Origin of the sequence: Streptomyces sp. NBC_01498 (assembly GCF_036327775.1) — a bacterium.
Taxonomy (GTDB): domain Bacteria; phylum Actinomycetota; class Actinomycetes; order Streptomycetales; family Streptomycetaceae; genus Streptomyces.
This window is the reverse complement of sequence record NZ_CP109598.1, coordinates 2,060,832-2,079,387: the sequence shown is the minus strand read 5'-3', so window position 1 is coordinate 2,079,387 and position 18,556 is coordinate 2,060,832. Positions and strand designations below refer to the sequence as shown.

Annotated in this window: 13 protein-coding genes and 1 tRNA gene; 11 read left to right on the top strand and 3 right to left on the bottom strand. The window is 71.3% G+C overall.

Annotation, left to right across the window (positions count from 1 at the left end):
* Positions 1-94: 94 nt before the first annotated feature.
* The 3 genes from OG875_RS08585 to OG875_RS08575 form a co-directional block, all read right to left on the bottom strand.
* On the bottom strand, positions 95-502 hold the full coding sequence (locus OG875_RS08585; protein WP_330173625.1) for a roadblock/LC7 domain-containing protein: 408 nt from the start codon (positions 500-502) through the stop codon (positions 95-97).
* On the bottom strand, positions 499-2,943 hold the full coding sequence (locus OG875_RS08580; RefSeq protein WP_330173624.1) for a sensor histidine kinase: 2,445 nt from the start codon (positions 2,941-2,943) through the stop codon (positions 499-501). Before OG875_RS08580 ends, OG875_RS08585 begins: the two co-directional genes overlap by 4 nt.
* A 1,026-nt stretch (positions 2,944-3,969) precedes the next feature.
* Positions 3,970-4,041, bottom strand: a tRNA-Arg gene (locus OG875_RS08575).
* Positions 4,042-4,215: 174 nt separating this feature from the next.
* Between OG875_RS08575 and OG875_RS08570 the strand changes: the two genes are divergently transcribed.
* From OG875_RS08570 to prmC, 11 genes are all read left to right on the top strand, one after another.
* A complete protein-coding gene (locus tag OG875_RS08570; RefSeq protein ID WP_330173623.1) occupies positions 4,216-4,662 on the top strand; it encodes a response regulator in 447 nt (148 codons plus the stop codon).
* Positions 4,663-5,230: 568 nt separating this feature from the next.
* Complete coding sequence (nrtL, locus tag OG875_RS08565) at positions 5,231-6,316, top strand: ArgS-related anticodon-binding protein NrtL (RefSeq protein ID WP_330173622.1); 1,086 nt, start codon at positions 5,231-5,233, stop codon at positions 6,314-6,316.
* A gap of 52 nt (positions 6,317-6,368) precedes the next feature.
* Complete coding sequence (lysA, locus tag OG875_RS08560; RefSeq protein WP_330173621.1) at positions 6,369-7,760, top strand: diaminopimelate decarboxylase; 1,392 nt, start codon at positions 6,369-6,371, stop codon at positions 7,758-7,760.
* 120 nt (positions 7,761-7,880) lie between these two features.
* On the top strand, positions 7,881-9,191 hold the full coding sequence (locus OG875_RS08555; RefSeq protein WP_330173620.1) for a homoserine dehydrogenase: 1,311 nt from the start codon (positions 7,881-7,883) through the stop codon (positions 9,189-9,191).
* Between the two features lie 5 nt (positions 9,192-9,196).
* Positions 9,197-10,303: a threonine synthase gene (gene thrC, locus OG875_RS08550; RefSeq protein WP_330173619.1), complete on the top strand. Its 1,107-nt coding sequence runs from the start codon at positions 9,197-9,199 to the stop codon at positions 10,301-10,303.
* A gap of 301 nt (positions 10,304-10,604) precedes the next feature.
* Positions 10,605-11,525: a homoserine kinase gene (gene thrB, locus OG875_RS08545; RefSeq protein ID WP_330173618.1), complete on the top strand. Its 921-nt coding sequence runs from the start codon at positions 10,605-10,607 to the stop codon at positions 11,523-11,525.
* A 405-nt stretch (positions 11,526-11,930) separates the two neighbouring features.
* Positions 11,931-13,994 (top strand): transcription termination factor Rho, encoded by a 2,064-nt coding sequence (rho, locus tag OG875_RS08540; protein WP_330173617.1) that lies wholly within the window; start codon positions 11,931-11,933, stop codon positions 13,992-13,994.
* A gap of 177 nt (positions 13,995-14,171) precedes the next feature.
* Positions 14,172-15,896: a trypsin-like serine protease gene (locus OG875_RS08535; RefSeq protein WP_330173616.1), complete on the top strand. Its 1,725-nt coding sequence runs from the start codon at positions 14,172-14,174 to the stop codon at positions 15,894-15,896.
* Between the two features lie 214 nt (positions 15,897-16,110).
* On the top strand, positions 16,111-16,338 hold the full coding sequence (rpmE, locus tag OG875_RS08530; protein WP_023538649.1) for a 50S ribosomal protein L31: 228 nt from the start codon (positions 16,111-16,113) through the stop codon (positions 16,336-16,338).
* 100 nt (positions 16,339-16,438) lie between these two features.
* Positions 16,439-17,530 (top strand): peptide chain release factor 1, encoded by a 1,092-nt coding sequence (gene prfA, locus OG875_RS08525; protein ID WP_330173615.1) that lies wholly within the window; start codon positions 16,439-16,441, stop codon positions 17,528-17,530.
* A gap of 135 nt (positions 17,531-17,665) precedes the next feature.
* Positions 17,666-18,505: a peptide chain release factor N(5)-glutamine methyltransferase gene (gene prmC / locus OG875_RS08520; protein WP_330177657.1), complete on the top strand. Its 840-nt coding sequence runs from the start codon at positions 17,666-17,668 to the stop codon at positions 18,503-18,505.
* The last annotated feature ends 51 nt before the right edge of the window (positions 18,506-18,556 follow it).

Here is an 18,556-nt window from a genome sequence, read left to right as displayed (position 1 = left end):
GGAAGGAAAATCGGACGGAACGAAAGAGAACAGGACGCCCGGCGTACTCACCGGACGATGGGGCTTTCGTGGGGGCTTCCGTACGACCCGGACGTCAGCGGGAAGGCTGCGCGTTCGCGTCGCGTACCTGGGGGGTAAGGGAGTCACCGACCTGGTTGATCAGTTCGGACATCATGTAGCTGACCTCACCGATGTCCGCGTCCCTGGTGGTCGTGACCAGCAACGACGCGCCGCTGGAGACGGCCATCGAGAACATGTAGCCGCCCTCCATGGCGGTCAGGCTGTGCTCGACCGGGTCGGTGTTGGTCAACTGGGCCGCGGCGGAGAGAAGGTTGACGACACCCGAGGCGATGGCGGCCAGCCGGTCGGCGTCGTCGCGCTCCACCCCCGTGTAGGCCAGCGCGAGTCCGTCCACGGACACGGCTATGGCCTGCGTGACCTCGGGAATACGTCCGGCGAAGCCGCTCAGAATCCAGCTGAGGTCGGTGGGTGAGGTCGTCATTTCTTGCTCCGTTGAGTGTCGTCGTCGGTGGCGGAGCGCCCGCGGTGGCTCGTGCTCCTGTTGATCCCCTGCGCATAGGCCGCCAGGACGTCGGAGACTTGCCGGGAGTCCCGGCGCCGGGGCGACGGTTTGGGTGCGGCGCCCGATCGCGGATCGGAGCCGTCACGCTTGCCCAGGGTGGGCCACTGCTTCGGCGTGCTGCGCTGGCGCAGCGGCAGCCCTGAGGAGGCGACTCCGGCGATCCGGGCGACCGGCTCGGTGTGTACGGGGTGCGGCGAGGGCTTGCTGGAACCGGCACGCTCGTCGGTCCGGGAGCCGCCCTGCGGGGCCGCGCCCGCCGGGCCGTGCGAGCCGTGCGAAACGTGCGAACCGCCTGCGGCGACCGCCGGTGCGGGGGCCGCGCCCACCGCGCCGATGTCGCCGCGCCGGCCGCCGGAAGCGCCCGCCCCGGCGGGCCTGCGGGCCGACCCGGGGCCGGTGATCGTGCGCGGAGCCTCGTACCGCACACCGGGGCGCTCGCCCGGCGCTCCCTGCACGGGCGGCGCGGACTCCTCCGGAGCCGCGGCCAGGACGTTCGCGGGCAGGGTGACCTCGGCGATGGTGCCCGGTCCCGAGGAGTCACGCAGTTCGACCACGATGCCGTGCCGGGCGGCGAGCCGCGCCACCACGTGCAGACCCATGGAACGCACGTCACCGATACCGGACTTCGGCTCCTGGAGACCCTTGTTGAGCTTGGCACGCCGCTCCGCGGTGATGCCCACGCCCTCGTCGACGATCTGGACGACGGCCCGGTCCCACAGCCGCCACACGGCGACCCCGACCTGCTTGTCCGGGGGCGAGAAGCGCGTGGCGTTGTCGAGGAGTTCGGCGAGGATGTGCGCCACGTCGTGGACCACGCGTGCGGCGATACCGATGCCGGACTCGATGACCCCGAGGGACACCCGGTCGAACCGCTCGATCTGCTGCGCGGCGGCCACGATCACCGTCGAGCAGGAGATGTCCGCGGACCGCACCCGGCCGTGGCCGTAACCACCCAGCACCAGCAGGTTGTTGGTGTTGCGCTCCATGCGGATGGCGAGGTGGTCGAGCGCGAACAGCGTCTTCATGCGCTCGGGGTCGGCCTCGTCGCGCTGCACCGCGTCCAGTTCGGACACCATGACGGTGGTCAACTGGGCGCCCCTGCGGGCGACACCGACCAGCGTCTCGGCGAACTGCTCGTGGATGTGGGCCTGTTGCGCGGCCAGACGTACGGCCTCGTGGTGGACGGCGTTGAACGCCTCACCGACCTCGCCGATCTCGTCGAGGCCGGTGGTCTTCACGGGGTTGCCCGACCGCTCGGCGACCTGCTCGGGCGTGGCGCCGCTGAGCGCGCCGGGCTGGGACAGCTCCGTCATGACGCGGGGCAGACCCGTGTGCGCCACCTCGTGCGCGGCGTTGCGCAGATCCCGCAGCCTGCGGATCATGACGCGGCCGAGCCTGATGGCGACGACGACGGCGCCGACCAGGGTGAGCACCACCAGCGCCACCTCGGCGCCGGCCGTCCAGGCGAGAGTCGTACGGGTCTCGGTGACGGTGGCGAGCACCGACGTGTCGATGCGCTTCTCGACCGAGCGCAGCAGGTTCAGCCGGTCGGCCGACGCCTTCTGCCACTCCTTCGGACCGACGGTGATTTCCTGGTCGGGCGCGGTGCGGCTGACCTCGTCCTCGAACCGGCGGGCCTCCAGGGCCTTCGAGCCGGACAGCGTGCGCTCCAGCCAGGTCCGCCACTGCTGCGGGCCCAGGTCGAACAGCACACTGGTGGCCTCGGTGTAGCCGATGCGGGTGGCGTCGAAGGTGCGCTTGGACGCCTGGGTGAAGCCGCCCGTGGCCTGCGCCCTCATCACCGCGACCTGCTGCTGGCCCATGTTCTCGGAGGCCCGCGAGAGCGCGGCGGCGGCACGGATGCGGTCGGCGACGTCGGCGTCGACACCGTCGGCCTGGGCGATGCCGTCCCGGTAGTCGATCAGGTCGGCGATGACGATCCGGTAGCCGAAGGTCAGCGCCGTGACGGTGGCTCCACCGGAGCGCACCTGCGCCCGCAGGGAGGGCATTTCCTCGACGAAGCGCTCGATGCGGGTCAGCGCGTCCCGCGCGTTGCCCGGAACACCTGCCAACCGGCCGAGCTGTGAACGGAATTGGGCGACACTCTTGTCCGTCGCGCTGGTCGTTTCGCTGAAACCTTCGGCATCTCCCTGGTTGGAGACGAGCGCGGTTGCCGCCGCCCGCTCACGCTGCAATTGGTGGGTCAACTCGCTCACGGACGAGGCGACATCGACCATGGCGGTGAGCCGGTTGGCCTGAAGAGCCTGGTTGGTGGCGGGGGCCAGGGCCAGCACCGCGAAGGTGACGGCCACGACGAGAGGCACGGTGACCAGCAGGACGAGGCGACGATTGATTTTCACTGCGCGGCTCCATCGCCGGAACCGGTGCTGAGTATCGGTGACACGCAGATACCTATTAACGGGTTGGGGGGTGTCGGTGGGGATCGCGAGTAGATCGTGTGCAACGTTACGGAAGGGACTGGCGAGGCCCCCGTGGCGCGGCTTGATCCTATGCTGTAGCACCTCCTTACGGATGCGTACATCCTCGAAAAATGCGGGTGTTCAACCGGCCAGGAACGATCCAACTCGGCCAAACCCGAAGGCGCGCGGCCCTCTCGGAGGGCTAAGCGGAATCCCCGGCTCGACCCCGTCGCACCCCCGTTGACCTGCGCCGGAACGTACCGCTCCGCTCTCGTCGGTCCCTCATCGGAACCTTCTTCCAGGTCACTCGGCGCGGCGACTTGACGTCGGTCACATATCCCCGAATGTCGTTGCCGAAGGGTTAGCTGACGACCCCGGAACGAACCTCTCCGGAACGGCATTTCGGTCAACCGGCACATGCCGGAACGCTCATGCGTGTGTCATGTGCGTGGCTTATGGGGGGAGTTGGTGAGGTTCTGCCGAAGCACTCGCGACAACGGGCCGCGTCGCGTATCAAGTGCGGCCTTCAGGGGCGGTGTTCGGACCGTCGAGTGTCCGGACGGTGAACGGTGAAGGGCGAACAGCCGACTCTGAAGGGCGAACGACGAACGCGAACGGTGAACGGTGAGCAGCGGTCGATCGGCGAACCGCGCGCGGCGAACGACGCAAGCCTGCCGACGACCGACGACCGACGACCGACGACCGACGACCGACGACCGACGACCGACGACCGGCGGACGGCGACTGACGACCGACGACCGACGACCGGCGGACGGCGACTGACGACCGACGGCCGGCGCCTGACAACCGACGACCGACGGACATCAACAACGATCGGCGCACGCGGAACGGAGAAAGGCGAACGGGGCGCGCGCGAAACCTCGAACGGGGAGAGCGCGGGGCGCCGGCAAAAAAGAAGACCTTCTGGACCAGTGTTTCCACTGAGTCAGAAGGTCTGTCCGGAAGTGCCCCCGGCAGGATTCGAACCTGCGCACCCGGCTCCGGAGGCCGATGCTCTATCCCCTGAGCTACGGGGGCGTATCGCCGTGAATCTTTGGCGACGGGTGAAACCTTACCAGCCCCGAGGGGGTCGTCGTGAACAGGTATCGGGCGTGCCCCGCGCCTCCCGAGGCCGGGACCGGTCACCCCCGCACGCACGGAGAAGTCGGCAAAACCCGGACGTGGCCCGGGGCGCCGACCTACCCTCAAGTGGTGTCAGGCGCGTCAGGCCGTGTGCTCGTTGTCGACGACAACCGGGTCATCCGGCAGTTGATCAGGGTCAACCTCGAGCTGGAGGGCTTCGAGGTCGTGACCGCTGCCGACGGTGCCGAATGCCTGGAGGTCGTCCACCGGGTCAGGCCCGACGCGATCACCCTCGACGTCGTCATGCCGCGCCTCGACGGCATCCGCACCGCCGCCCGGCTCCGGGCCGATCCCACGACGTCCCATCTGCCCCTCGCGATCATCAGCGCCTGCACGCGGCACGAGGTGGAGAACGGACTCGTCGCCGGTGTGGACGCCTACCTCGCCAAGCCCTTCGAACCCGCCGAGCTGATCAGGGTCGTCCGCCGGCTGCTCCACCGCGAGAGCCCGCCGCCCCTGGACGACCGGCACGGCAGGGGCCACGCGGGCAGCACCCCCGGAAGCGCGCGGGGCTGACCCCCGGCGGACGGTGCCACGCCGAGCACCGGGAGCACCCGTAGCAGTCGAAGCACCGTCGCGCGGGGCCGGCCCACAGGCTCGACGGTGCCGCGCCCAACCCTTCCCGGATCGGTCGAAGCACCGGGAGCAGGTGGACCGGAGCGGTGCCTCCTCCGTCGCCGGTCCCGGCGGTACGGGCGGGGTTCCGCCTGTCTCAGGCCGTATCCGCCGGTGCCCCCGGGTCCGGGTCCCGTCCTCCGGGCGGGCGGCGCACCCGCGTGAACCCGGCGCGGGCAGCCCGTGCCCCGTGCCGTCGCCCGGGAGCAGGGGGACAAGGGGCGGTCCGTCCTCTGTCGTCGGCGTTCGCCGGGGGTGGTTCCGGCGGTACGAAGGGCGTTCCGCCTGTCTCAGGCCGTACCCCGTCGGACGCCCCCGTCCCCGGGCCCCGTGCCCGCCCCCGGGTCCCGTCCTTCGGTCGGACGGGGCACCCGCGTGAACCCGGTGCGGGCAGCCCGTGCCCCGTGCCGTCGCCCACATCGCGAAACCGGTTCGCGAAGACGCCCCCCTCCCCCCGTACGCTGGTCCCGTGACGCCCGCCGACCTGTCCTCGACCGTGCTGTGCGCCGTGCGCCGCGCGGTCGACGGAGGCACCCTGGCCGGGCCCGTACCGGACAGCGTCCCGCTCGCCCGCCCCGGCCCCGGGGGCAGCGGCGACTACGCGACCTCCGTCGCCCTGCGCCTCGCGGGCCCCGCCCGGCGCAGCCCGCGCGACGTCGCGGAGATCCTCCGCACCGAGATCCTGCGCGCCGCCCCCGGGCTGACCCGCGTCGACGTCACCGGACCCGGCTTCCTGAACTTCACCCTCGCCCCCGGCAGCGGCGCCGGACTCGTCCGCGACGTCCTCGGCGCCGGACTCCGCTACGGACACGGTGACGCCCTCGCCGGGCGCACCGTCGTCCTCCCGCCCGCCGGCGATATCCGCGCCGCCGTGCGCACCGGGGCCGTCCTGCGGCTGCTGCGCGCCCAGGGCGCCGACGCCCGCACCGGCGCCGGCGCCACCGAGCGGCTGCCCGTACGCCCGGTGCCCCCCGCCCTCGCCGGGGACCTCCTCGCCCGCCTCGGCCGCGACGCCGCCCACTGGGGCCTGCTGCGGCCCGCCGCGCACGAGCGGGCCGCGACCGGCGACGACCTCCTCGTCCAGCACGCGTCCAACCCGCTGTTCACCGTGCGGTACGCGCACGCCCGCAGCCGCGCCCTGCTCCGCAACGGCGCGGACCTCGGCGTACCCACCGGCCGGAACACCGGCCGGAACACAAGGCACGACACCGACCACGACGCCGTCGGCGACGACGCCACCGGCCCGGACACCGGCCCCGACGACGCCACCGGGACGTACGGCCCCGGCGCGCGCGCCCTCCTCGACAGCATCGGCGACCACCCCGGCGTACTCGCCGCCGCCGCCCGCCACCGCGCCCCCGACCGGGTCGCCCGCCATCTCGAACGCACCGCGGAGGCGTTCCTGCACTTCCAGGAGACCTGCCGCCCGCTGCCCGCCGGCGACGAGAAACCCTCGGCCGCCCACCGGTCCCGGCTCGCCCTCGCCGAAGCCGCCGGGACGGTGCTGGCCGGTGGCCTCACCCTCCTCGGCATCGACGCGCCCGCACACCTCTGACGCCGTCCGCCGAACCGGACGCGTCCGACCCACCCGAAAGAGCACCAAGACGATGAGCCGTTCCGCACACCCCGCCGGTCCCCGCTACGCCGACGTGCACACCGAGGGCCACTACTCCCCGCCGCCCGCCGACCTCAACGCACTGGACGACAAGGTCTGGTCGAGCACGGTCCGCCGCGACGAGGACGGTGTCGCCACCGTCGCCGGACTCCCGGTCACCCGGCTCGCCGAGGAGTTCGGCACCCCCGCCTACTTCCTCGACGAGGCCGACTTCCGCGCCCGCTGCCGCGCCTGGACCGACGCCTTCGGCGACGGCGCCGACGTGTTCTACGCGGGCAAGGCGTTCCTCTCCCGCGCCGTCGTCCACTGGCTCAAGGAGGAAGGGCTCAACCTCGACGTCTGCTCCGGCGGCGAACTGGCCACCGCCCTCGACGCCGGCATGCCCGCCGAGCGCATCGCCCTGCACGGCAACAACAAGTCCGTCCACGAGATCGAGCGCGCCGTCACCGCGGGCGTCGGGCGCATCGTCCTCGACTCGTTCCAGGAGATCGTGCGCGTCGCGCACATCGCGCAGCGCCTCGGCCGGGTCCAGCCCGTACAGATCCGCGTCACCGTCGGCGTCGAGGCTCACACCCACGAGTTCATCGCCACCGCCCACGAGGACCAGAAGTTCGGCATCTCGCTCGCCGACGGACAGGCCGCGGAGGCCGTACGCCGGGCCCTGAAGCTCGACAACCTCGAACTCCTCGGCATCCACTCGCACATCGGCTCGCAGATCTTCGACATGGCGGGCTTCGAGGTCTCCGCCCGCCGCGTCGTCGGACTGCTCGCCGAGATCCGCGACGAACACGGCGTCGAACTTCCCGAGATCGACCTCGGCGGCGGCCTCGGCATCGCGTACACGCCCGACGACGACCCCCGCGAACCCCACGAGATCGCCAAGTCCCTGACCGCGATCGTCACCCGCGAGTGCGAGTCCGCCGGGCTGCGCACCCCGCGCATCTCCGTCGAGCCCGGCCGCGCCATCGTCGGCCCCACCGCCTTCACGCTCTACGAGGTCGGCACCATCAAGCCCCTCGAAGGGCTGCGGACGTACGTGAGCGTCGACGGCGGCATGTCCGACAACATCCGCACCGCGCTCTACGACGCCGAGTACAGCGTCGCCCTCGTCTCCCGCCGCTCCGACGCCGAACCGATGCTGTCCCGCGTCGTCGGCAAGCACTGCGAGAGCGGCGACATCGTCGTACGCGACGCCTTCCTGCCCGCCGACCTGGCACCGGGCGACCTCATCGCGGTCCCCGCCACCGGCGCGTACTGCCGCTCCATGGCCAGCAACTACAACCACGCGCTGCGCCCGCCCGTCGTCGCCGTCAAGGACGGCCGGGCCAAGGTGATCGTCCGCCGCGAGACGGAGGAGGATCTCCTCCGTCTGGACGTCGGCTGAGCACCCGCCCGAACATCACCGAGAGCTGAGACAGACGTCTCGGATGACGGACGGAGGGGAGAAACTTCCGTCCGGTGCGTGAGACTGGTCCACATTGCCGAGAGAGGGAATCGAGGTCGCATGATGCGTACGCGTCCGCTGAAGGTGGCGCTGCTGGGCTGTGGAGTCGTCGGCTCCGAGGTGGCGCGCATCATGGCGACGCACGCCGACGACCTGGCCGCGCGGATCGGCGCCCCCCTGGAACTCACCGGGGTCGCCGTCCGCCGTCCCTCCCGGATCCGCGAGGGCATCGACCCCGCGCTCATCACGACCGACGCCACCGCCCTGGTCAAACGCGGGGACATCGACGTCGTCGTGGAGGTCATCGGCGGCATCGAGCCCGCCCGCACCCTGATCACCACCGCCTTCGAGCACGGCGCGTCCGTCGTCTCGGCCAACAAGGCGCTGCTCGCCGAGGACGGCCCGACGCTCTTCACGGCGGCCCGCACCCACGGCAAGGACCTCTACTACGAGGCGGCCGTCGCCGGCGCGATCCCGCTGCTGCGCCCGCTGCGCGAGTCCCTCGCGGGCGACAAGGTCAACCGGGTGCTCGGCATCGTCAACGGCACCACCAACTTCATCCTCGACCGGATGGACTCCTCCGGCGCCGGCTACTCGGAGGCGCTGGACGAGGCGACGGCGCTCGGCTACGCGGAGGCCGACCCGACCGCCGACGTCGAGGGCTTCGACGCCGCCGCCAAGGCCGCGATCCTCGCCGGGATCGCCTTCCACACCCGGGTACGCCTCGACGACGTCCACCGCGAGGGCCTCACCGAGGTCACCTCCGCCGACATCGCCTCCGCACGGCGCATGGGCTGCACCGTCAAGCTCCTGGCGATCTGCGAGCGCGCCGCCGACGGGAAGTCCGTCACCGCGCGCGTCCACCCCGCGATGATCCCGCTCAGCCACCCCCTGGCCTCCGTGCGCGAGGCGTACAACGCGGTCTTCGTGGAGGCCGAGGCGGCCGGCCAGCTGATGTTCTACGGCCCCGGCGCGGGCGGCGCGCCCACCGCGTCCGCCGTCCTCGGCGACCTCGTCGCGGCCTGCCGCAACCGGCTCGCCGACACGACGGGGCCCGGCGAGTCCGCGTACACCCGGCTGCCGGTCAGCTCCATGGCCGAGGTCGTGACGCGCTACCACATCAGCCTCGACGTGGCCGACAAACCCGGTGTCCTGGCCCAGGTCGCCACGGTCTTCGCCGAGCACGACGTGTCCATCGACACCGTGCGCCAGCAGAGCCGGCCGGACAGTGAAGGACTCGGCGGCGAGGCGTCCCTCGTCGTCGTCACCCACCGCGCGGCCGACGCCGCCCTCTCGGGGACCGTCGAAGCGCTGCGCAAGCTCGACACCGTGCGCGGTGTCGCCAGCATCATGCGTGTGGAAGGGGAGTAGGACCCATGACGACCGAAGCCAGCAGCGGCCCCGCCGCGGGCGGCGCCCGGCCGGGCACCCACCAGTGGCGGGGCATCATCGAGGAGTACCGGGACCGTCTGCCGGTCACCGGCACCGCCCCGGTGGTCACCCTCCGCGAGGGCGGCACCCCGCTCGTCCCCGCCCAGGTCCTCTCCGAGCTCACCGGCTGTGAGGTGCACCTCAAGGTCGAGGGCGCCAACCCGACCGGGTCGTTCAAGGACCGCGGCATGACGATGGCCATCACGCACGCCAAGGAGGCGGGCGCGCGGGCCGTCATCTGCGCCTCCACCGGCAACACCTCGGCGTCGGCCGCCGCGTACGCGGTACGGGCCGGCATGGTGTGCGCCGTCCTTGTGCCGCAGGGCAAGATCGCGCTCGGCAAGATGGGCCAGGCGCTGGTGCACGGCGCGAAGATCCTCCAGGTCGACGGGAACTTCGACGACTGTCTGACGCTGGCGCGCGGACTGTCCGACAACTACCCGGTGGCGCTGGTCAATTCGGTCAACCCGTCCCGTATCGAGGGCCAGAAGACCGCCGCCTTCGAGATCGTGGACGCGCTCGGCGACGCCCCCGACCTCCATGTGCTGCCCGTCGGCAACGCCGGCAACATCACGGCCTACTGGAAGGGCTACACGGAGTACGCCGCCGACGGCCCCGCGACCCGCACGCCCCGCATGTGGGGCTTCCAGGCGTCCGGTTCGGCGCCCCTCGTACGCGGCGAGGTCGTCAAGGACCCGCACACCGTCGCCACCGCGATCCGGATCGGCAACCCCGCGTCCTGGCAGCAGGCGCTCGCCGCGCGCGACGAGTCCGGCGGCGCCATCGACGAGGTGACGGACCGACAGATCCTGCGCGCCTACCGGCTGTTGGCCGCCCAGGAGGGCGTCTTCGTGGAGCCCGCGTCGGCCGCGTCCGTCGCCGGACTGCTCAAGGCCGTAGAAGAGGGCAAGGTCGACCGGGGGCAGCGCATCGTCTGCACCGTCACCGGCAACGGGCTCAAGGACCCGGACTGGGCGGTCGCCGGCGCGCCCCAGCCGGTCACCGTGCCCGTCGACGCGGTGACGGCGGCGGAGCGGCTGGGACTCGTGTGAGCACCCGCGTACGGTCCGGGCCCGCCCCGGGCCGTACGCGGGCGCCCCACAAAGCGCACCAAGACCCCGCATAGGAGCACAGGAACCCACGCGACACGCATCGTGCGCCTCCTGTGCGCCCTATGTCGCCGCGGAACCTTCCTTCGCTAGGCTGTCCCCACCCGCCCCGCCGCATATGCCGCGGTGTTGTCGCCCACGTGGCCGCCGGGTGCATCCCTCACCACGCCGACGAACCCCCACCGTCCCGCAGCCCGTCCCCGTTCCGCATTCCCGCAGCCACTCAAGGAGAGTCGTCCACGCGATGGCCGGTCCCGCCTTCCGCGCCGCCGCCGTACGGGTGCGCGTCCCCGCCACCAGCGCCAACCTCGGGCCGGGATTCGACGCCTTCGGCCTGTCCCTGGGGCTCTACGACGACGTCGTGGTGCGCGTCGCCGACGCCGGTCTGCACGTCGACATCGCCGGCGAGGGCGCCGACACGCTGCCCCGCGACGAGAACCACCTCCTCGTACGGTCCCTGCGCACCGCGTTCGACCTGCTCGGCGGCCAGCCGCGCGGCCTGGAGGTCGTCTGCGCCAACCGCATCCCGCACGGCCGGGGCCTGGGCTCCTCGTCCGCCGCCATCTGCGCCGGGATCGTCGCCGCGCGCGCCGTGACGATAGGCGGCGACGCCCGGCTCGACGACACGGCGCTGCTGGAGCTCGCCACCGAGATCGAGGGCCACCCGGACAACGTCGCGGCGTGTCTGCTCGGCGGATTCACGCTCGCCTGGACCGACGGGGGAGCCGCCCGCGCCATCCGTATGGAGGTCGCCGGCCCGGTCGTCCCGGTCGTCTTCGTCCCCGACCGCCCCGTCCTCACCGAGACCGCGCGCGGACTGCTCCCGCGCTCCGTCCCGCACGGCGACGCCAGCTTCAACGCGGGCCGGGCCGCCCTGCTCACCGAGGCTCTGACCAGGCGTCCCGAGCTGCTGCTGGCGGCCACCGAGGACCGGCTGCACCAGGAATACCGCGCCCCGGCGATGCCGCAGAGCGTCGAGCTGGTCAACCGGCTGCGGGCCGACGGCGTCCCCGCGGTCATCTCCGGCGCCGGACCCACGGTCCTCGCGCTGACCGAGGACAGTGCGGCCGACAAGGTCGCACGGCTGGCCGGCGAGGGCTGGGCGGCGAACAGGCTGGGCCTCGACGGCACGGGCGCGAGCGTGCTGCCGCTGAGTTCTCAGTGACGGTTCTCAGTGACGGTGGATTGCCGGTGAGTGAGAGGGGGAATGTTTGTTGGAGCCGGTAGTGTTAATCTCAAGTCTGCACCCGACGTCTTTGTGGCTCGGTGCTTCGTGTCCCGATTCGGGACCACCATTCTTCCGGGAGCCTCCCCAACTGCCTGAGCAGCCTGCCTGAGCAGTTCTGAGCACGCCCCGGAACCGGCACGACACCCCTCGCTATGCCCAGGAGAGGGCCGAGCAGGGGGACCTCGCGCCGGACCCATTGCACGTATGCACGTCTTCCGCCGTACCCGGCGGGACCATCGCCCCGATCTCGGCCGGTGATCGACAAGATCACAACCCGCGGTCGGACAGCACGACCGGTCGCCGAGCCAGAAGGCCGACGTCCGCTCCAGGGAAGGACCCTTCGTGAGCGACACCACCGATCTGATGGGCGTGACTGCCGACAACAGCGTCGACACCACCGCGCCCGCCGCAGGTGCTGCCACCGGCACCACCGCACGGCGCCGCCGCTCCGGCACCGGCCTCGACGGCATGGTCCTGGCCGAGCTCCAGCAGGTCGCGTCGGGCCTCGGCATCAGGGGCACCGCGCGGATGCGCAAGAGCCAGCTGATCGAGGTCATCAAGGAGGCGCAGGGCGGCGGTTCCGCCGCGCCGAAGACCGCCGGGACGGCCGAGGGCGACGCCCCGGCGAAGCCCAAGCGACGTGCCACCTCCAAGGCCCGTACGGGCGACGCGGCACCGGCCGCCGACGCCCCCGCCGCCAAGGCGGACACCGCGGACCAGGCTCCGGCCGGCGCGGACAAGGCCGACCGGGCCGACGCGCAGATCGACATCCCCGGCCAGCCCGCCAGTGACGACCAGCCCGCGGGCGAGCGCCGCCGGCGCCGGGCCACCGCGCAGGCGGGCAGCCCCGACGGCCGGACCGAGAACCGCGGCGACGCGGGCACCGACACCGTCGTGGAGGACCGGCCCGACAGCAAGGCCGAGGGCGCCGTCTCCGCGTCCGAGCGGACCGACGGCGACGGACGGCGCGGCGACCGCCAGGAGCGCGGCCAGCGCGGCGAGCGCGGCGGTGACCGCGGCGACCGGCAGAGCCGCCAGCGCGACCGCCGGGGCAAGGGCGACGAGCAGCAGGGCGGCGGCCAGCAGGGCGGCGCCCAGCGCCAGCAGCGCCAGGGCGGCCAGCAGCAGGGCAACAACGGGCCGCAGGACGACTTCGACGACGAGGCGGGCGGCCGTCGCGGCCGTCGCGGCCGGTACCGCGACCGCCGGGGACGCCGGGGCCGTGAGGAGTTCGGCGGCGGCGAGCCGCAGGTCGCCGACGACGACGTGCTGATCCCCGTCGCGGGCATCCTCGACATCCTCGACAACTACGCGTTCATCCGGACCTCCGGCTATCTGCCGGGCCCCAACGACGTGTACGTGTCGCTGGCCCAGGTCCGCAAGAACGGCCTGCGCAAGGGTGACCACGTCACCGGCGCGGTGCGCCAGCCCAAGGACGGCGAGCGCCGCGAGAAGTTCAACGCGCTCGTGCGCCTCGACTCGGCGAACGGCATGGCGGCCGAATCCGGCCGGGGCCGCCCCGAGTTCCAGAAGCTGACCCCGCTCTACCCGCAGGACCGGCTCCGGCTGGAGACCGACCCGGGTGTGCTGACGACCCGGATCATCGACCTCGTCGCGCCGATCGGCAAGGGCCAGCGCGGTCTGATCGTGGCCCCGCCGAAGACCGGCAAGACCATGATCCTCCAGGCCATCGCCAACGCGATCACGGTCAACAGCCCCGAGTGCCACCTGATGGTCGTCCTCGTCGACGAGCGTCCGGAAGAGGTCACCGACATGCAGCGGTCGGTGAAGGGCGAGGTCATCTCCTCGACCTTCGACCGTCCCGCCGAGGACCACACCACCGTCGCCGAGCTGGCCATCGAGCGCGCCAAGCGCCTCGTGGAGCTGGGTCACGACGTGGTCGTCCTGCTCGACTCCATCACCCGCCTGGGCCGCGCGTACAACCTCGCCGCCCCGGCCTCCGGACGCATCCTGTCCGGTGGTGTCGACTCCACCGCGCTCTACCCGCCGAAGCGCTTCTTCGGCGCGGCGCGCAACATCGAGGACGGCGGCTCGCTGACCATCCTGGCCACCGCGCTGGTCGAGACCGGCTCGCGCATGGACGAGGTGATCTTCGAGGAGTTCAAGGGCACCGGCAACATGGAGCTCAAGCTCGACCGCAAGCTCTCCGACAAGCGCATCTTCCCGGCGGTGGACGTCGACGCGTCCTCCACCCGCAAGGAGGAGATCCTGCTCGGCGGCGAGGAGCTGGCCGTCGTCTGGAAGCTCCGCCGGGTGCTGCACGCGCTCGACCAGCAGCAGGCGATCGAACTGCTGCTGGACAAGATGAAGAAGACCAAGTCGAACGCGGAGTTCCTGCTCCAGATTCAGAAGACAACTCCGTCGCCCGGAAACGGCAACGACTGACGTGGCGTCGTTCTGAATCGACGTCGTTCCGGGAACTCCGTCCCGATTGCTCAACGTCCATATGGGTCCGCCCCGTTACTCCGGTGACGGGGCGGATTTCTGTGTGTAATATTCATTCAGCCGTTCCATCCCCCCACACGGCGCCAAACCAATTCCCTTGATTAGTGGGAGATTTGCGTGCGTGTGTCGCGTCATGGCAGACCCTTCTCCGGACTGCGGAGACTGATAGCCGTCGGTACGGCGGCAGTTGCCGTCCTCGCCGGCGGACTGGTGGCCACGGCCCAGGCCGATGACGGTGGCAGCGAGAAATTCCTGCCGCCCAAGGACTCCAAGGTCGTCAGTTCCAAGGAAGTATCCCCGCGAATCATCGGCGGGACGAACACTTCCATCAGCAGCGCCCCCTGGATGGTGCAACTGCTTTTCGAGTTCGACAACGACGGATACTTCTACTTCACCTGCGGCGGCACACTCGTCGCGCCCAACAAGGTTCTCACCGCGGCGCATTGCGTCACCGACGAGTACGGCAACGCACTCGACATGGTCGGCCGGGGCATGATTATGGCCAACACGGCCAAACTCGCCGGCGGTCCGAACGACGAGGGCACCGTGGTCGGCATCAGCCGCTCCTACTACGCCGGCTCGTACAACGCGGACACGATCGACAACGACGTCGCGCTGCTGACGCTCTCCAAGCCCCTGACGGCCACCCCGGCGCAGCCCGCGTCGTACGGTGACACGGCGCGGTACGCGGCGGGCACCACCGCCACCACCTACGGGTGGGGCATGACCGGCTCGGACCCGGACTACGACACGCTGGCCGACACCCTCCAGCGCGTCACCCAGCCGCTGCGGTCTGACGCCGAGTGCGGCGAGAACCTCGACACCGCGGTCGGCATCCCGGGGATGTACAAGCCCGGTCACATGATCTGCGCGGGCAACGGCGGTACGGGAGACAACTCCACGGGCCAGGCGACCTGCCCCGGTGACTCCGGCAGCCCGATGATGGTGAGCGGCCGGATCATCGGCGTCACCTCCTGGGGTGTCGCCACGCAGTCCGAGCTGTGCAACTTCGGTGGCACGTACGACGTCTACACCAAGGTCTCGACGTACATGGCGGCTCTCCAGCCGCGTATCGACGACACCAGCTTCAGCCGCGACCACCGGGCGGACCCGTTCGCGCGTACGACGACGGGCAGCACCGGCTACACCTTCACGTCCAGCGGTGAGAAGCTCACACGCACGGCGTTCGCCGGGTCGTACAGCGCCTACAACTACCTCGTGCAGACCGACCTGAACAGGGACGGCTACGAGGACCTCGTCGCCCGGGAGGCGTCCACCGGTGACGTCTACTGGCTGCACCGCTCCGTGAGCAGCGCGACGTACGTGAAGACGAAGATGTTCTCCAACTGGAAGACCGTCCGCGCGATCGTCGCCCCCGGCGACGTGAACGGTGACGGCAAGGGCGACATCCTCTCGGTCACCTCCGCCGGCACGCTGACGGTGCACCCGAGCTACGGCAACGGCAAGTTCAACACCCCGGTCGAGGTCGGCACCGGCTACCAGGCGTACAACCAGATCCGCGGCCACGGTGACTACACCAACGACGGCAAGGCCGACCTGCTGGTCCGCCGGGGCGGCACGAACGACCTCTACCTCGCGAAGGGCACCGGCAAGTCCACCGCCCCGTTCGAGGCACCGGTCGTCGTCCGGGCCGACTGGTCCGCGTACAACCTGATCGTCACTCCGGGTGATGTGAACGGTGACGGCAAGGCCGACGTCCTCGTCCGCACCCCGGGCGGCAGCCTGTCCCTCCTCAAGGGGACCGGCAAGGCCACGTCCGAGATCTTCGCCGCCCCGGTGAGCCTCGGTACCGGCTGGCAGAGCTACTACACGATCGCGTGACACCGCGGGGGGAGGACCGGCCGACCGGTCCTCCCCCCGTTCCGTACCGCCGCCCGCCGGGCCGGAGCCCTGCGGAATAGATCCGGCACCACCCCGGTTTTGGAGATACGGCCGGTCCTGGCAGACTGGTTCGTCGGCCCCGGTTCACGTACCCGCATCCGCGGTGCGACCCGGCGCCTTCCTCGCCCGGCGAGGACGTTCCCTAGGAGACACCTTGAAGCGCGACATCCACCCCACGTACGTCGAGACCCAGGTCAGCTGTACCTGCGGTGCGTCGTTCACCACTCGCAGCACCATCGAATCGGGCTCCGTCCGTGCCGAAATCTGCTCCGAGTGCCACCCGTTCTACACGGGCAAGCAGAAGATCCTCGACACCGGTGGCCGTGTGGCCCGCTTCGAGGCCCGCTTCGGCAAGGCTGCCGCCGGCTCCGCCAACAAGTAGCGAGCCACCTGCGCCGGTTCTCGGCGCCCCTGCCCTGGGGCGTCGGGACCGGCGCTTTGCCGTCCCGCAGCACTTCCGTACGCAACCCAGGAGCCCCCGAATGTTCGAGGCGGTCGAGGAACTGGTCGGCGAGCACGCCGACCTGGAGAAGAAGCTCGCCGACCCGTCGGTCCACTCGGACCAGGCGCACGCCCGCAAGCTCAACAAGCGGTACGCCGAGCTGACCCCGATCATCGGGGCGTACCGCGCCTGGAAGCGGACCGGGGACGACATCGGGACGGCCCGCGAGTTCGCCGCCGACCCCACCGACCCGTCGGCCGGCGAGTTCGCCGCCGAGGTCAAGGTGCTGGAGAAGCAGCGCGAGGAGCTGACCGACAAGCTGCGGCTGCTGCTCGTCCCGCGCGACCCCAGCGACGACAAGGACGTCATCCTGGAGATCAAGGCGGGCGCGGGCGGCGACGAGTCCGCCCTGTTCGCGGGCGACCTGCTGCGGATGTATCTGCGCTACGCCGAGCGCGTCGGCTGGAAGACCGAGATCATCGACGCCACCGAGTCCGAACTCGGCGGCTACAAGGACGTCCAGGTCGCCGTGAAGACCAAGGGCGGCAACGGCGCGACCGAGCCCGGCCAGGGTGTCTGGGCGAAGCTGAAGTACGAGGGCGGGGTGCACCGCGTCCAGCGCGTCCCGTCCACCGAGTCCCAGGGCCGCATCCACACCTCGGCGGCCGGGGTCCTCGTGACACCGGAGGCGGAGGAGGTCGACGTGGAGATCCACACCAACGACCTGCGTATCGACGTCTACCGCTCCTCGGGACCCGGTGGCCAGTCCGTCAACACGACCGACTCCGCCGTCCGGATCACCCACCTGCCCACCGGTGTCGTCGCCTCCTGCCAGAACGAGAAGAGCCAGCTCCAGAACAAGGAGCAGGCCATGCGTATCCTGCGCTCGCGGCTGCTCGCCGCCGCGCAGGAGGAGGCCGAGCGCAACGCGGCCGACGTCCGGCGCAGCCAGGTGCGGACCGTCGACCGTTCGGAGAAGATCCGTACGTACAACTTTCCGGAAAACCGGATCTCGGACCACCGGGTCGGCTTCAAGGCGTACAACTTGGACCAGGTGCTCGACGGAGAGCTGACGGCCGTGATCCAGGCGTGCGTCGACGCCGACTCGGCGGCGAAGCTCGCGGCGGCCTGACCACCGCCCGTCCCTCTCGGGCAACCCCGACCACGATCCCTCCCCGTCCCTGTCTCAGGAGGAACCAGCGTGCAGCCACCTTCTGGGGGGCCCAGCGACCCCCGGCGGCCCCGCCGCGGGCACGCGCCCCGCAGTCTGCTGCTTGCCGAGGTGGCCCAGGCCACCCAGCGGCTGGCGGACGCGGGCGTGCCGTCGCCCCGGTTCGACGCGGAGGAACTCGCCGCGTTCGTCCACGGCGTCAAGCGCGGTGAGCTGCACAGCGTCGTGGACGAGGAGTTCGACGCCCGCTACTGGGAGACCGTCGCCCGCCGCGAGGCCCGTGAACCGCTCCAGCACATCACCGGCCGGGTCTTCTTCCGGTATCTGGAACTCCAGGTCGGGCCAGGGGTGTTCGTGCCCCGCCCGGAGACCGAGTCCGTCGTCGGCTGGGCGATAGACGCGGTCCGCGCGATGGACGTGGTGGAGCCGCTGATCGTCGACCTCTGCTCCGGATCGGGCGCCATCGCGCTCGCCATGGCGCAGGAGGTGCCGCGCTCGCGTGTGCACGCCGTGGAGCTGTCCGAGGACGCCCTCACCTGGACGCGGCGGAACGCCGAGGGGTCCAGGGTCACCGTGCACCGCGGCGACGCCCTGACGGCCCTCCCGGACTTCGACGGGCAGGTCGACCTGGTGATCTCCAACCCGCCGTACATCCCGCTCACCGAGTGGGAGTACGTGGCGCCCGAGGCCCGTGACCACGACCCGGAGATGGCGCTTTTCTCCGGCGAGGACGGCCTCGACACCATCCGCGGCATCGAACGCACCGCGCACCGGCTGCTGCGGCCGGGCGGCCTGGTGGTGGTCGAGCACGCGGACACCCAGGGCGGCCAGGTCCCGTGGATCTTCAGCGAGGAGGCCGGCTGGGCGGACGCGGCCGACCACCCGGACCTGAACAAGCGCCCGCGCTTCGCGACGGCCCGCAAGGCGTTGCCGTGATCACGGGCACGCCGATGACTCGGGCCACCCCCAGGTCCCTGACGCCGGCCC

Bases quoted from the DNA above. Each gene is read 5' to 3' on its own strand.
- OG875_RS08585 (WP_330173625.1), bottom strand. From the start codon at position 502: ATGACGACCTCACCCACCGACCTCAGCTGGATTCTGAGCGGCTTCGCC.
- lysA (WP_330173621.1), top strand. From the start codon at position 6,369: ATGAGCCGTTCCGCACACCCCGCCGGTCCCCGCTACGCCGACGTGCAC.
- OG875_RS08555 (WP_330173620.1), top strand. From the start codon at position 7,881: ATGATGCGTACGCGTCCGCTGAAGGTGGCGCTGCTGGGCTGTGGAGTC.
- thrC (WP_330173619.1), top strand. From the start codon at position 9,197: ATGACGACCGAAGCCAGCAGCGGCCCCGCCGCGGGCGGCGCCCGGCCG.
- thrB (WP_330173618.1), top strand. From the start codon at position 10,605: ATGGCCGGTCCCGCCTTCCGCGCCGCCGCCGTACGGGTGCGCGTCCCC.
- prfA (WP_330173615.1), top strand. From the start codon at position 16,439: ATGTTCGAGGCGGTCGAGGAACTGGTCGGCGAGCACGCCGACCTGGAG.